Source organism: Coleofasciculus sp. E2-BRE-01 (genome assembly GCF_040221695.1).
Taxonomy (GTDB): Bacteria; Cyanobacteriota; Cyanobacteriia; order Cyanobacteriales; family Coleofasciculaceae; genus Coleofasciculus.
Genome location: NZ_JAVKEA010000231.1, coordinates 27,032 through 40,703 on the forward strand (window position 1 = coordinate 27,032; position 13,672 = coordinate 40,703).

The following is a 13,672-nucleotide window of genomic DNA, read 5'->3' on the forward strand; positions in this document are numbered from 1 at the left end:
TTGCACTAGGATGACGAGTGACTTGCCGTATACCGTTGTTCTGCCAGATCTCGGATCAGAGACAAGCGATTATAGAGATAGTCATTCAAAATATGCATTTCCTCTGAATTGAGACCTCGCTCTTGTTTGAATTGCTTGAGTATCCACTGAACGAGACTAGCATCGTCGAGTTTCAGTAGCAGGTTAGTTTGAGTCGTTTCAATTAAAGACCACAACTGACGCAGCATTGTGGGAGTCATACAATCTCCTTCCTTAGGTAAAGTGGCAGCAGCCGAGAAATAAAGCTGGTGTTCCAGCGCCGTGTCGCGATCTGGCAAAGAACACGACTCCTTTAAGAATTACTTAAGGATTGCTTGGTTTTTTTTACCATAACTCATCTCGAACGACCCAACTCACGATTGTACTGAGGATGATACAAGAGTTACCAAAGCCTTAACAAACTGAAAAATTACTTTGTAAAACTGACCAGCTATGTCGATTGACTGGGCGATCGGTTGTCGGTGAAGACTCGGACTGGTAATGATTTCGTCATGGGATGCTACCGAAGCGATATCCGCCTGAGTTTAGTTGGCAGTGCGAGTGGGGAACTTATGAGAAGCCGGAATAGTCCCCTACTGTCTTCCGGTTAAGGATTTTGTATTTGCGGTAGATTTTTGCGAAGTCGTCATAAATCTCATCTTCAGGTACATCAGAATTGATTTTGACAATCAAGCGCTTACCCTCATCGGAGTCTCTGACATATTTGAATAAATTCTGAATTTTTGCCTCAAATTCTTTGATGCGCTCACCTTTGAGTTCTTCTTGCTCATTTCGGGCTTCGATGACTGCAAGAATGTCAAATTGATGGACTGTGTTACTGGGTTCTTTACCTTTAGCGACTTTGGTTTCTCGCTTTTTCTTGGGTTCTGTTTCTTGAGGTTCAACCTCAACGATTCCAATTTGGTTGTCAAAGTAGACTTCGATCGCGTCTTTGACATCATCAGTACGGTGCAACTGATTATAGAGCCTGTTGAACAAGCGTAGGAAGGCTAGAAAGCTGGGTTCGCTGTATTTGTCATCCAGAGCAATAACGTACTCGATGCGGTTGAGGATGGTGAAGTATTGAGCCGCTTTTGCTTTGGCATCAGCCATATGTTGAGGGTTGGCTGAGATATGTTCGGACTAATCCGACTAACAATAACGTAAATCCTAGCAATAAGCAACTTGGTGAATACTTATCGTCTGGATAATCTTCAATCACCTCCATTGTTACACTCGCTTCTCTAATCTCTGCTTCACTAATATTGCGTTCGATTGCCCGCTTAAAGGCATGGCGGGTAAATTCAAATTTTCCGGCTTGTAATTGACTTTTAATCTACTCTAGAGTCTTCATAAAGATAAAGACTGCTCAAGTTCTTTAAGGAAATGATTAACTTGTAGATGAAACGTCTTGCGCCTTAATTCTACAAGGTCGGTGCGCTCCCAGCAACAAGCGGTATGCGACAAAAATGGAGAATACCGGATTTGAACCGGTGACCTCTGCGGTGCGATCGCAGCGCTCTACCAACTGAGCTAATTCCCCGGACTCCTAGTTTAGCATACTGTAGCGGCTCACCCGATCGCACGGCTGTCGTTTTTCCCAAGCAGTCTTTATTACACTCTGGAAATAGAATTGTCAACTCCCTCAAGAAGTATTTTGACACGAAGCCCAATCGCACCCTGACGAAGAACGATGTGATCAAGTTTGTCAATTGGTATAAGGGTTTAGATTTATAGCAAAAGGCAGAAGGGTTCTTTCTGATACAAGGTCGTTTCACCTATTAAACGTCATAGAAGTTTTGAGTTCGCGTGGGCTGTAGAACGGCTGAGGCGGCTGAGGCGATCGCATCAATCTGTTGACAAACACTTTCAAAATGATTGAGTACCTCCTCATTTTTAAACCGAACGACCTGCAAACCATAGCCTTCTAATATACTAGTTCTGTTAAAATCATAAGCTTTTCCTTGGTCTGTAAAATGAGAATCTCCATCTATTTCAATCACTAATTTCAAGGCAGCACAGTAAAAATCAACAATGAAGTGATCAATAGGTCTCTGTCGCAGTATCCGGAATTTGAATGTTCTCAGGTAGTCTCGCCAGAGTTTTTTCTCGGCTGTGGTTGGATTTTGGCGAAGGGATTTAGCTCTGGCTACTAGGCGCGAATCATAGGGAAGATGAAAGTCTGTGGTGTTGAGATTTCGGTTGCCTGATGTTGGTAATGCCATTTTTCTTAAACTAGAAATCGAAAAGAGGGACATCGAGTCCAGTTTGCCTATGCAATAAAAGCGAAGCATCCTTAAAAAAAGGACTTTAAATCCGGTTTCCCCCTTTTTTAAGCAGGGTAGAGAAAATCTTTACTCAAGTAGCTAGACTAGACGAAATTGAATCCGGTTCCCCCCTTAAAAAGGGGGGCTAGGGGGGATCTCCACTCAAGTTGAGATTCTATTGCATCAGTTTATGGACTTCTTTATTAAGTTTAGATCCCCCTAAATCCCCCTTCAAAAGGGGGACTTTGAATGCGCTTGCTGCGAATCGCACAGCTACAGTTCTAACCCACAACTTGAGCATAAACTTCCTGCACGCGCTCAAGTTCAAGCTGATGCAGATAATCAACCGTCCAGTCGGCTTGACGCTGAAGCATGTGAAAGGGATAGGTATTAGCAACGCCGACGACTTGCATTCCGGCGCGTTTGGCGGCTGCAATACCCGCCGGGGTGTCTTCTATGGCAAGACAATCCGATGATTTGGCATTAAGTTCTGGAAACTGCTGATTGAGGCGTTCCACCGCTAACAGATAGCCATCCGGTTCCGGTTTACTCACCTTAATGTCATCACCTGCCACAATAACCGGAAAATATTGCAAGAGTTTAGCCCGATCCAAGACTAACTCAACTTCTGATCGCAACGCCCCACTCACCACCCCTATGGGTAATTGAGCCACGCGGACTTTGTAAATTAAATCTTCGACTCCCGGATATATCGGTAATTTAGATAGAGTTTCCAGTTGACGGCGGTAGGCGTCGGCTTTTCGGGAGATTAAACGGGTTAAGTCGTCATCACTCATCACCCGACCTCGTTTCTCCAATAATACTTTTAAGCAAGCGCGATCGCTACGCCCCAAGCAATCCTCCCAGTAATCCGACGCCGAGGGACGCAGATTTTCGCCCAGCAGAATCTCTTCGATGAGTTGCTGATGAATCGACTCATCGTTGATAATTACACCGTTGAAATCAAACAGAACTGCCTTTAAACTCATACCAGATTCGTTACTATGCTGGAGCTGGAATACCTTCAGAACCGAAGTCGTCGATTGTACGGCGTTGAGTCCGTTGGTACACTTGTTCGTCTACCGGGAGAGGTTTCATGCCTTGGGTAACCTGATTCAGCAACCACACGTCTTGAGTCTGCACCGCTTCAAAGCCAGCCGAACCCATCCAGGCGTCTACGCTATCGGTGGCGTAAGCTTTGATATAGGGTTCTTCAAACACCTCCGTTAACCAGTTTACTTGACGCAAGGTTCGCTGATTGCCATCAAGAATCAGAACTTGTCCACCTCCTTTAAGGAGTCGGAAACTTTCACGCAAAATCGACTTCGCCACGGCTGGGGGGGTTTCGTGGAATAATAAGGAAGCGGTTACCAGGTCAAAAGACGCCTCTGGTAAACCCGTCTCTTCCGCTTTGCCATGACGCCATTGAATGTCTACCCCGGCGGCTTTAGCTTTGCGCTCTGCCATGACTAACATATAAGGGGATAAATCCAAACCGATTACCTCAGCTTGAGGAAACGCCTGTTTTAACAGTAGAGTCGTTGAACCCGTACCGCAGCCTAAATCCAGAATCCGTCGCGGTGTTCCCTGAATGCGATCGATTGACTCCTGGCGTACCCAGGTTTCGTTGGGAGGTAAAGCGTATTGGGTAATCGGATCATAGCTGGTTGCCGCACCACCATTCAAGTAACCCCCTTCAATACCATGGAAGTTCTGACTCTTGTAGTAATCAGGGTAAACTAAGTCAGGTGTAGAAAGGCGATCGCTCTCTCGTTGCCAGTCAATGCTCTCATAAAGCTGGCGCAATTGCTCCCCGTCGATGAATACGCCAACAATGGGTTGTAAGAATTGCTCCCAAAGCGTGTCTTTGCGATTCACCATAAGTTTAAGCTCTAATCCTACTTGCTTAATTTATTGTAATAATTTTGGCACTTCTGAGCATAACATCCGGATTCAGGTATGTCTTAGACCACCCATTCATTACTGAGTCTTGACAAAAACCACATTTTATGAAAATAAACATCCTCACTTGAGAAAGAGCGAGTATGACTAATGATGCCTAACTAATAATGGCAGAACAGCAGTTTTTCTTCGGGAAAAGAATGATTTGCCGCCACCCTACTTGTGACTGCAATCACTTTATTAAGTTGATCGATTTCATCAAATTTATATTATGCGGCTCACCCCTAGGGCGGATTAAAATCAAAACTCCGGATGATTTAACTCTCTATAAAGAGTGGAAAAATTCGGTACAGTTATAAGTGGGAATCAAGAAAGCATTTCTCTCTCAACCTTTAGGTTCTCCATCTTTGTAATTCCTCGAAATCAGGACGCCAGCCGATCATGATTACCTTTTCCCTCGAACCCAATTCCGTGTCTGCATCTAAGCCCTGGAAGCTGCAAATTTGGCTCTCGCCTAAATCTCAGGCGATTTATTACCTGCATGATCCCCAACAAGCACAGTCAATCCTCGAATTTATTCTTTCCAAAAACAATCCTCAAACTTCTCAGATTAAAGAACAAGGTGAATTATCCTTTGCTGGCTTAATTCCTCGTTCATTAGCCTCTCACCAGCCTTTAAAAGCTGGCGCTTGTGTTTGTTAAAGACTTTTGCGAAATACCAGTGACCCGTCAACCGTCAACTATCAATCGTCAATCCTAACTAAAATCATCCTTCTTTTCGATAAAGTCCTAACTGAACAGCTTGCATCTGCCGAAAATTTGATGGTAAAGCTTCATGGCTACCAACAACCAATACTCCTCCAGGAATCAATCGCTTGACTATTTGCGATAACACTTTTTGTTGTAAGTCTGCATCGAAATACGTTAATGCTAGATTCCGACACAATATTAAATGAAATGACTCCGAAGGCATAGTGACACGAATATCCTGTTGTTTAAACTCAATTTCCTCACGAAACTCAGGACGAATACAATAAAATTCATCAGATTTAGTGAAAGCCTGTGCCAACCAGTCAGACGGAAGTTCTTTTAAACTTCCCCCTTGATAACAACCCGTTCTCGCCCTCTTCAAGAGATAGTCATTGGCGTCAGTTGCAATAATTCTCAGTGAAAGGTTATAAGTTTGAGCAAATTTAGCTAAATGCCAGAGAATGGAAAGGGTATACGCTTCTTCTCCCGATGCACAGCCAGCACTCCAGCAAACAAATTCTGTGTCACCTCGTTCTTGGGCAAGCTGGATGAGTTGGGGCAATAGTTCTTGATGTAAATGCTGGAAAATTTGTTTATCGCGATAAAATCGGGAAATCGTAATTCGACAATAGCCATCCAATACTGTCCATTCTTCCGGATGAGTATTTAGGTAAGATTGATAGGCGTCACTATCAGATAGTCCAAGTTCAAGAATACGCCGTTGGATACGTTTACAGGCTTGCTTTCGCACCTTACGAAACCCCGCCCAACGTAAATTTAATTGAGGTAAAGCCCACTGCAAGAAGTGAAAGCATTCAGTATCTTTCATCACTGTTATCTAGAATGTCACCGCTGTTATCTAGAATGTCACGTTTGTAGGTTGGGTTGAACGGAGTGCAACCCAACAGAGTAACCGTAGGGGAAGGGGAGCAATGTAGAGACGTGCCATGGCACGTCTTGGAATAGGGGAAACGATAATATTAGTATCTACGACTAACTCCAGCATTAAACGCATAGGCTAATTATGTCAGCGCTGAGGCTAAAATATCCTCAGTAGAGTTGTGGCACCTTAGAGGCATTGACGACGAGACTGGCTCACGAAAAGCCAGATTGATACCTATAACCCTATCTCATTGAAGAAGAACTATGTCTGTTAAATGGCGCTTGAATGTGCTGATGGCTGAGCGATACCTGAAAAATAAGGACTTGACGGAAGCAACGGGAATGCATCCTGTCACTATCTCTAAGTTAAAGAATTCTCAGGAGATGCCAGAACGATTAGAATGGGCAACCCTAGAAAAGCTCTGTGCTGCTCTTAACTGTCAACCCGGAGACTTAATGTTGTGGGAACCCGACTCGGAAACAGTAGAAACGTCTGACTCGACTCATCAGCCGAGTAAGAACAAACATCAAGGGGTGTCACCGTCAGAGCTACGTCGGGGACTAAGCACAGAAAAACATCCTCAAACCTCTATAGACTTGCTAGATTCATTGCCTGGTCAAAGACTATTTAAAACAGCGGAAGAAGCTGACCAATATCTCCAGGAGGAACGTGGTTCGTGGGACAACTGATACTGCATAATATCTAGGAAAATGACGAACTGAGTCTCCCTTGAGTCCAGTCATTAACTCACGTTGCAGGAGAAAGACATGAGAATTCACCGCCTTGAACTGATAAACTTCCGAAACTTTGAACATACTATATTTGATTTTTCAGAACGCTTTACTGTACTGGTAGGAGATAATGGTACAGGTAAAACTGCTATTCTTGATGCCATAGCAATAAGTATAAGTTGCCTATTTTGTAAATTTGATAACTTTAAAGATCTCGAACGTAAGTTCAGCGATGACGATGTACGTCAAGTGAGATATAAAAAAGGACAAACACCAACTATTGAACCCCAATATCCTGTTGTATTTGATTGTACGGCTGTGGTTGATGGATCTGAAATTGTTTGGGAACGGAAGTCACAGATCGTCGATAGAGTCGATAGCGGTGAGAATAATCCGCAGTTAGAACAAACCGTATCTCCTAATATAGTCAATATCTCAAAACAGATTCAGAAAAAAGTCCGTAGGGGAGAGGACATACTATTGCCCCTAATTGCTTATTACGGAACAGGTCGCCTCTGGCTACAAAACACGGAAGAATCCGTTGAAACTATTAAACCTGGATCGCGGATGCTGGGATATGTCAATTGTTTAGATCCAACCTCAAACCCAAATGTGCTGATGAGGTGGTTGAAAACGATGGAAATTGCAGCGCTTCAGCGGGGAGAATCGATTCTGGTACTTGATGCTGTTAAAACGGCAATTGCTAATTGTTTAGAAGACTGTCAGAGTGTTAGGTATGACATTCTTGAGGATGAATTGATCACAACATTCAATGATGGACGTATACTACCATTTCGGATGTTGAGTGATGGGTTTCGGAATATATTTGGGATGGTTGCCGATATCGCCTATCGCGTCGCCGTATTAAATCCTCAACTAGGACGTGACGCTGCTCAACAAACTTCTGGTATTGTATTAATAGACGAAATCGATCTGCATCTGCATCCCAAGTGGCAGCGACGGGTTGTTGATGATTTAAAGAAAACGTTTCCTAAGATTCAATTTGTAGTAACAACACATTCACCTTTTATTATCCAATCTCTACGTGAAGGAGAACTGATTAATCTAGATAAACCAGCAGGAATTGAAGAATATGAAAATAAAAGCATTGAAGATATCACAGAATATGTGATGGGGGTAGAAATTCCCCAAAGAAGTGAGCGTTACCAGAAGATGATGGAAGCCGCCCAAGAGTATTATCGGGTACTGCAAGACGCTAAAGATGCTCCTCCAGAACGCATTGAAGAACTAAAAACTAAATTAGATGAGTTGACAATGCCCTATAGTGATGATCCTGCTTATCACGCTTTTCTGAAAATGGAACGAGAAGCGGCTGGTCTAGGTAGGGATAAGCAATGAGACCAATTGACCGAGGTTCCTGTCCTACTGATGCGACAGGTATCCCTAAACTATTTCATAAGTATCAAGATGCACGGGGCGATTTAATTACGAGAATAGGAGAATATTGTTCATTTTGTGAAACACCGCTTGGCGTTTCTTTGGCTGTAGAACATATCTTACCCAAAAGCTTGTACCCACATCTTGAACGAGATTGGGATAACTTTCTGCTGGCTTGCACAAATTGCAATTCGACTAAAGGGAATAAAAACATTGTATTAGCAGACTATTATTTACCTGATCGCGATAATACATTTCGTGCCTTCATCTATCTACCTGGAGGAATTGTCCGGGTTGACCCCAATCTGGAAGAGTCTGAACAGGAACAGGCGCTAAACACTCTTAAATTAACCGGGTTAGATCGTACTCCAGCCAATGATCCAGCTATGAAAGACCGACGCTGGCTTAATCGTCAAAAAGCCTGGGATCTTGCTGAACGGTCATTGAAAAATCTGAAAAAGAACGATACACCGTTCATGCGAGAACAGATTGTAGAAACGGCTAAGACAAGAGGATTTTGGTCGGTGTGGATGACTGTATTCTCCGAAGACACTGATATGTTGAAGCGGTTTATTGATAGTTTTGAGGGGACTTGCCAGTCCTGTTTTAATGATCAGTTTCAGCCAATCCCTCGCCCTGGTGGGGCGCTGTGAATCCATCCGTGTTAACTATCTCCTTGCCAAGCCACGTTTATCGGGGCGGGTTTAGTCACATCTGGGTTAACAAAAAAGGATAGCAGTAAAAGCTGAATTAGGTTGCTGATGCTGAACCTGATCAGGCTGGCATTGAGTAAGCTGTTGGTATAAACTATTACGATTTGGGAACGTGTAATTATGTCACTAGCTGAGGTAATTCCTGCTGCACGACGACTCACCCCAACGGAAAAGCTCAAACTGATCCGAATTTTGGCTGAGGATTTGGAGACGGCTGAGGATATTTCACCGTTGGAACCCTTTAAAATTTATGACTTGCCAACCCCATACAATTGCTTTGGGGCAGGCGCAGTTTTAATGGAAGCCTTCAAACGCTCAGATGCAAGTCAGCAGTGATATATGCGGTTTAAATATTCAACCACTAGCCCAACTCAAAATGAGTTTGACAGCCTGCCCAGACTTCCGCTACTGCTACATCGAGAAGACCAAACAGTTGAAGCAATTGGGCTAGTGGATAGCGGTGCTACAGTTAATGTCTTGCCTTTTGAACTCGGTCTTCAATTAGGGGAAATTTGGGACGATCGCAAAGCTATTATTCAGTTAGCGGGTAATCTCAGCAATCAGCCAGCGATGCCGTTTTCTGCGATCGCCCAAATCGCAGACTGTCCGCCAACCGAATTGCTGTTTGCATGGGTGCAGCGTCCAAACACACCATTGATTTTGGGTCAGACCAACTTTTTTCTGGAATTCGATGTTTGCTTCTACCGTTCTAAATTGGAATTTGAAGTCAAGCCGAAATCTCCTTAGCCAGACGCCCATTAATCGATACAATTATCCCTGTGCCATTTGTACAAGGGTTCCATGTCTACTCTATCCTCTGCCCCCTTTTCCCCCGAAGAAATCGCCGCTGAAGGACTCAAACCGGACGAATACGCGGAAATTGTTAAACGTCTAGGGCGTCATCCCAATAAAGCTGAACTGGGGATGTTCGGCGTTATGTGGTCAGAACATTGTTGTTACAAAAACTCCCGCCCTCTCCTCAAACAATTCCCCACCACCGGGAAACGTATCCTCGTGGGTCCGGGGGAAAATGCTGGCGTGGTAGACTTGGGCGACGGACTCCAACTCGCGTTTAAAATTGAATCCCATAATCATCCCTCGGCGGTGGAACCCTATCAAGGTGCCGCCACAGGCGTTGGCGGAATTCTGCGGGATATCTTTACCATGGGGGCGCGTCCCATTGCGGTTTTGAATTCCCTGCGCTTCGGTTCCCTGGATAATCCCCGCACCCGGCGCTTATTTTCTGGGGTTGTGGCGGGTATTTCGGGGTATGGTAACTCCGTTGGTGTCCCTACGGTTGGCGGTGAGGTTTACTTTGACCCCGCTTATACCGGGAATCCCCTGGTCAATGTGATGGCGTTGGGATTGATGGAAACGCCAGAAATTGTGAAATCTGGGGCGTCAGGAATTGGCAATCCGGTGCTGTATGTGGGTTCCACTACCGGGCGCGATGGTATGGGCGGTGCCAGTTTTGCCAGTGCAGAACTCACCGATAAATCGATGGATGACCGCCCAGCGGTGCAAGTGGGAGACCCCTTCTTGGAAAAATGCCTGATTGAAGCCTGTCTAGAAGCCTTTAAAACTGGGGCGGTTGTCGCGGCACAGGATATGGGGGCGGCGGGGATTACTTGTTCTACCTCGGAAATGGCGGCAAAGGGAGGTGTGGGAATTGAATTGGATTTGGATTTAATCCCAGTCCGCGAAACCGGGATGGTTCCCTATGAATATTTACTCTCGGAATCCCAGGAACGGATGCTGTTTGTGGCGCACAAGGGACGAGAACAGGAGTTAATTGATATTTTCCACCGTTGGGAATTGCAGGCGGTTGTCGCGGGTACGGTGATTGAAGAACCAATTGTGCGGATTCTGTTTCAAGGTGAAGTAGCGGCGGAAATCCCAGCCACGGCGTTATCGGATAATACGCCGATTTATGATCGGGATGTGTTGACAGAAGCGCCAGAGTATGCAAAAGAGGCTTGGCAATGGACGGTTGAGTCATTACCGAGTTGTAATCGTACCGGAATCGAACTGTCGGGTGAGGCTAAATCCTGGACGGATATTCTCCTGCAACTCTTAGATACACCCACCATTGCCTCAAAACGCTGGGTTTATCGCCAGTATGACCATCAGGTGCAAAATAATACTGTGATGCTTCCCGGTGGTGCAGATGCGGCAATCATCCGCTTACGTCCCCCGGAATCAGGCAGAAATTCCCAATCGGGTGTCGCAGCTACGGTGGATTGTAATTCTCGCTATGTCTATCTTGACCCTTATGAAGGTACAAAAGCGGTGGTTGCAGAAGCCGCCCGTAATTTAAGCTGTGTGGGTGCAGAACCTGTCGCCGTCACCGATAATCTGAATTTTGGGTCACCAGAAAAGCCGATAGGATACTGGCAACTGGCATCGGCTTGTCAGGGTATCGCTGAGGCTTGTGCAGAATTGGCGACGCCTGTGACGGGGGGAAATGTCTCGTTGTATAACGAAACCTTGGATAGTCAGGGAAATCCGCAACCGATTTATCCGACTCCGGTGATTGGGATGGTGGGGGCGATTCCGGATTTAAGTCAGATTTGTGATCAAGGATGGCAGTGTGAAGGGGATTTAATTTACGTATTGGGATTATCGCTAACTGTTACTACACCTCATCTCACTTTGGGGGGTTCGGAATACTTGAGTGCGATTCATGGAGTTGTGGCGGGAAAACCTCCCATCGTGGATTTTGAGTTAGAACGTCGGGTACAAGCGGCTTGTCGTGAGGGAATTCGACGCAGTTTCCTGAATTCAGCCCATGACTGTGCAGAAGGTGGATTAGCCGTGGCGCTGGCGGAATGTTGTATTTCCGGCGGATTGGGGGCTGAGATTGACTTAGGATTGACAGAGGCTTCTCTAGAACGGCGTTGGGATGAGATTTTATTTGGTGAGGGCGCCAGTCGGATTCTGGTGTCAGTGAAGCCGGAAGCCCAGGAGGATTGGGAGGCTTACTTGATGGAGTCTTTAGGGGAATCTGCCCAGGGTTGGCAACGGTTGGGGAGGGTTAAATCTCTATCGGAAGGATTAAAAATTTTAATCAACGATCATCCTCCCTTAATCAACGCTACGATCGCAGATATGAGCGATCGCTTCTTTAACGCCCTAGAGCGTCGCTTATAGTCGTGTTAAGGCAGTCACGGCTAATGAAGGACTAATGACGCATGATCCATGACTTACAAATTAATGGTATCGTTAAGGAATCGTTAAGTTTAATTAACGATTCCCGATTGATTTGCGTTAATACAAGTCGAACTGACTGCCACTATCAGGAGTAAGCTAATACCCATGATTCTCCAGCCACCCCACTCCTCTACCCCCAATCCTGCTGAATCTGATCAGATTATCAGCCAACGCCCCGACAAACCTGAAGAAGCTTGCGGGGTTTTTGGTATCTATGCACCAGACGAAGATGTCGCCAAGCTAACATACTTTGGTTTGTTTGCCCTGCAACATCGGGGTCAAGAATCAGCGGGGATTGCCACCTTTGAGGGAGAACAGGTGCGTCTCTATAAGAATATGGGACTTGTCTCCCAAGTCTTTAACGAAGACCTTTTGAACCAAATGCCCGGAACAATCGCAGTGGGTCATACCCGTTACTCGACAACGGGGTCGAGTCGGGTTGTAAATGCCCAACCTGCTGTGGTGAATACCCGCTTAGGGTCGTTGGCTCTAGCACATAATGGAAATTTAGTCAATGCTTCTGAGTTGCGAACCCATTTAGAGAACCGCAACTATAATGAATTTTTGACCACGACGGATTCTGAGATGATTGCGATCGCGATCGGTGCGGAAGTGGATCAAGGGAAGGATTGGTTAGACGCGGCGATTAGTGCGTTTAACCTCTGTGAAGGTGCCTATAGTTTAGTAATTGGTACGCCGGAAGGGGTGATGGGAGTGCGTGACCCCCATGGCGTTCGTCCCTTGGTGATTGGCACCTTAGGTACGAATCCGATGCGTTATGTCCTCGCTTCAGAAACCTGTGGGTTAGATATTATTGGCGCAGAATACTTGCGGGATGTGGAACCGGGAGAATTGGTTTGGATTACCGAAGCCGGGATGGCGTCATTCCACTGGAGTCAAAAACCCCAACGCAAGCTGTGTATTTTTGAAATGATTTATTTTGCTCGCCCGGATAGCGTGATGCAGGATGAAAGCATCTACAGCTATCGGCTACGGTTGGGGCGTCAATTGGCAAAAGAAGCGGCGACTGACGCCGATATTGTAATTGCGGTACCGGATTCCGGTGTTCCCGCCGCGATCGGCTTTTCCCAAGAGTCGGGAATTCCCTACGCGGAAGGGTTGATTAAAAATCGCTATGTGGGACGCACGTTTATCCAACCGACGCAGAGTATGCGAGAGTCGGGGATTCGGATGAAACTGAATCCGCTGAAAGATGTTCTCATGGGTAAGCGAGTGATTATTGTGGACGATTCGATTGTTCGGGGAACCACGAGTCGGAAGATTGTCAAAGCGTTACGGGATGCAGGGGCGACTGAGGTTCACATGCGGGTTTCTGCACCACCTGTGACTCATCCCTGTTTCTATGGAATTGATACCGATTCTCAAGACCAGCTTATCGCCGCAACCAAGTCGGTTGAGGAAATTGCTGAACAAATTGGCGTGGATTCTCTGGCGTATGTGAGTTGGGAAGGTATGATGCTGGCGACTCAAGATAATGCGAATACGTTCTGTTCGGCGTGTTTTACTGGAGATTATCCGATTCCAGTTCCCGAACGACTAAAACGGTCTAAGTTGATGCTGGAAGAAGCGAAGGTTTAAGCAACTGGTGCGCCCCTACTGTTTTTGGGCACTTCAAGCTACCTTTAGGGGCACGATATTATCCATTGGTGTCAACTTAAGGTGAAAGCTCGGTTGAGCAAGGGTGTCGGGTGTCGGGTGTCGGGTGTCGGGTGTCAGGATGGAATTGTCTGTTGGAGGCGAAAAAACCTCACACCTACCACCATTCACCTCACCTATTCA

15 protein-coding genes and 1 tRNA gene are annotated in these 13,672 nt (G+C 45.7%); 8 read left to right on the forward strand and 8 right to left on the reverse strand.

Annotation, left to right across the window (positions count from 1 at the left end; translation table 11 throughout):
• Nucleotides 1-5: 5 nt before the first annotated feature.
• From RIG66_RS31675 to RIG66_RS31705, 7 genes are all read right to left on the reverse strand, one after another.
• A complete protein-coding gene (locus RIG66_RS31675; RefSeq protein WP_044208127.1) occupies nt 6-239 on the reverse strand; it encodes a hypothetical protein in 234 nt (77 codons plus the stop codon).
• 349 nt (nt 240-588) lie between these two features.
• Nucleotides 589-1,131 carry a hypothetical protein gene (locus tag RIG66_RS31680; RefSeq protein ID WP_446383784.1) on the reverse strand — a complete coding sequence of 181 codons (543 nt, stop codon included), beginning with the start codon at nt 1,129-1,131 and terminating at the stop codon, nt 589-591.
• A complete protein-coding gene (locus tag RIG66_RS31685; RefSeq protein WP_446383809.1) occupies nt 1,124-1,354 on the reverse strand; it encodes a DUF4258 domain-containing protein in 231 nt (76 codons plus the stop codon). Before RIG66_RS31685 ends, RIG66_RS31680 begins: the two co-directional genes overlap by 8 nt.
• A 134-nt stretch (nt 1,355-1,488) precedes the next feature.
• Nucleotides 1,489-1,561: transfer RNA gene (locus RIG66_RS31690), tRNA-Ala, on the reverse strand.
• Nucleotides 1,562-1,799: 238 nt separating this feature from the next.
• Nucleotides 1,800-2,243 (reverse strand): endonuclease domain-containing protein, encoded by a 444-nt coding sequence (locus RIG66_RS31695; RefSeq protein WP_446383786.1) that lies wholly within the window; start codon nt 2,241-2,243, stop codon nt 1,800-1,802.
• A gap of 323 nt (nt 2,244-2,566) precedes the next feature.
• A complete protein-coding gene (locus RIG66_RS31700; protein ID WP_446383788.1) occupies nt 2,567-3,274 on the reverse strand; it encodes an HAD family hydrolase in 708 nt (235 codons plus the stop codon).
• 13 nt (nt 3,275-3,287) lie between these two features.
• A complete protein-coding gene (locus tag RIG66_RS31705) occupies nt 3,288-4,166 on the reverse strand; it encodes a class I SAM-dependent methyltransferase (protein WP_446383790.1) in 879 nt (292 codons plus the stop codon).
• A 462-nt stretch (nt 4,167-4,628) separates the two neighbouring features.
• Between RIG66_RS31705 and RIG66_RS31710 the strand changes: the two genes are divergently transcribed.
• Entirely contained in the window at nt 4,629-4,889 is a 261-nt protein-coding gene (locus RIG66_RS31710) for a hypothetical protein (RefSeq protein ID WP_446383792.1), read from the forward strand.
• Between the two features lie 64 nt (nt 4,890-4,953).
• Here the strand turns inward: RIG66_RS31710 and RIG66_RS31715 are convergent, their stop codons facing one another.
• Nucleotides 4,954-5,766, reverse strand: a complete 813-nt coding sequence (locus tag RIG66_RS31715; protein ID WP_446383794.1) for a CheR family methyltransferase — start codon at nt 5,764-5,766, stop codon at nt 4,954-4,956.
• A gap of 317 nt (nt 5,767-6,083) precedes the next feature.
• On the opposite strand from RIG66_RS31715, the gene RIG66_RS31720 reads away from it, so the two are divergent.
• The 7 genes from RIG66_RS31720 (at nt 6,084) to purF (ending at nt 13,471) form a co-directional block, all read left to right on the forward strand.
• Nucleotides 6,084-6,509: a helix-turn-helix domain-containing protein gene (locus tag RIG66_RS31720; RefSeq protein ID WP_446383796.1), complete on the forward strand. Its 426-nt coding sequence runs from the start codon at nt 6,084-6,086 to the stop codon at nt 6,507-6,509.
• Between the two features lie 78 nt (nt 6,510-6,587).
• Entirely contained in the window at nt 6,588-7,910 is a 1,323-nt protein-coding gene (locus RIG66_RS31725; protein WP_446383798.1) for an AAA family ATPase, read from the forward strand.
• A complete protein-coding gene (locus RIG66_RS31730) occupies nt 7,907-8,602 on the forward strand; it encodes an HNH endonuclease (RefSeq protein WP_446341132.1) in 696 nt (231 codons plus the stop codon). The genes RIG66_RS31725 and RIG66_RS31730 overlap by 4 nt, the downstream gene beginning before the upstream one ends.
• 180 nt (nt 8,603-8,782) lie before the next feature.
• On the forward strand, nt 8,783-8,998 hold the full coding sequence (locus RIG66_RS31735; protein WP_446383800.1) for a hypothetical protein: 216 nt from the start codon (nt 8,783-8,785) through the stop codon (nt 8,996-8,998).
• Between the two features lie 3 nt (nt 8,999-9,001).
• A complete protein-coding gene (locus RIG66_RS31740) occupies nt 9,002-9,409 on the forward strand; it encodes a hypothetical protein (protein ID WP_446383802.1) in 408 nt (135 codons plus the stop codon).
• Between the two features lie 54 nt (nt 9,410-9,463).
• Nucleotides 9,464-11,812: a phosphoribosylformylglycinamidine synthase subunit PurL gene (gene purL / locus RIG66_RS31745; RefSeq protein ID WP_446383803.1), complete on the forward strand. Its 2,349-nt coding sequence runs from the start codon at nt 9,464-9,466 to the stop codon at nt 11,810-11,812.
• Between the two features lie 165 nt (nt 11,813-11,977).
• The gene (gene purF, locus RIG66_RS31750) at nt 11,978-13,471 is read left to right on the forward strand and encodes an amidophosphoribosyltransferase (RefSeq protein WP_446383805.1); all 1,494 of its coding nucleotides are present in this window, start codon (nt 11,978-11,980) and stop codon (nt 13,469-13,471) included.
• Nucleotides 13,472-13,672: the final 201 nt, after the last annotated feature.

What these genes read in the sequence shown, in the direction of transcription:
- RIG66_RS31675 (WP_044208127.1), bottom strand. Translation starts at nt 239, where the DNA reads ATGACTCCCACAATGCTGCGTCAGTTGTGGTCTTTAATTGAAACGACT.
- RIG66_RS31680 (WP_446383784.1), bottom strand. Translation starts at nt 1,131, where the DNA reads ATGGCTGATGCCAAAGCAAAAGCGGCTCAATACTTCACCATCCTCAAC.
- RIG66_RS31695 (WP_446383786.1), bottom strand. Translation starts at nt 2,243, where the DNA reads ATGGCATTACCAACATCAGGCAACCGAAATCTCAACACCACAGACTTT.
- RIG66_RS31700 (WP_446383788.1), bottom strand. Translation starts at nt 3,274, where the DNA reads ATGAGTTTAAAGGCAGTTCTGTTTGATTTCAACGGTGTAATTATCAAC.
- RIG66_RS31705 (WP_446383790.1), bottom strand. Translation starts at nt 4,166, where the DNA reads ATGGTGAATCGCAAAGACACGCTTTGGGAGCAATTCTTACAACCCATT.
- RIG66_RS31710 (WP_446383792.1), top strand. Translation starts at nt 4,629, where the DNA reads ATGATTACCTTTTCCCTCGAACCCAATTCCGTGTCTGCATCTAAGCCC.
- RIG66_RS31715 (WP_446383794.1), bottom strand. Translation starts at nt 5,766, where the DNA reads ATGAAAGATACTGAATGCTTTCACTTCTTGCAGTGGGCTTTACCTCAA.
- RIG66_RS31720 (WP_446383796.1), top strand. Translation starts at nt 6,084, where the DNA reads ATGTCTGTTAAATGGCGCTTGAATGTGCTGATGGCTGAGCGATACCTG.
- RIG66_RS31725 (WP_446383798.1), top strand. Translation starts at nt 6,588, where the DNA reads ATGAGAATTCACCGCCTTGAACTGATAAACTTCCGAAACTTTGAACAT.
- RIG66_RS31730 (WP_446341132.1), top strand. Translation starts at nt 7,907, where the DNA reads ATGAGACCAATTGACCGAGGTTCCTGTCCTACTGATGCGACAGGTATC.
- RIG66_RS31735 (WP_446383800.1), top strand. Translation starts at nt 8,783, where the DNA reads ATGTCACTAGCTGAGGTAATTCCTGCTGCACGACGACTCACCCCAACG.
- RIG66_RS31740 (WP_446383802.1), top strand. Translation starts at nt 9,002, where the DNA reads ATGCGGTTTAAATATTCAACCACTAGCCCAACTCAAAATGAGTTTGAC.
- purL (WP_446383803.1), top strand. Translation starts at nt 9,464, where the DNA reads ATGTCTACTCTATCCTCTGCCCCCTTTTCCCCCGAAGAAATCGCCGCT.
- purF (WP_446383805.1), top strand. Translation starts at nt 11,978, where the DNA reads ATGATTCTCCAGCCACCCCACTCCTCTACCCCCAATCCTGCTGAATCT.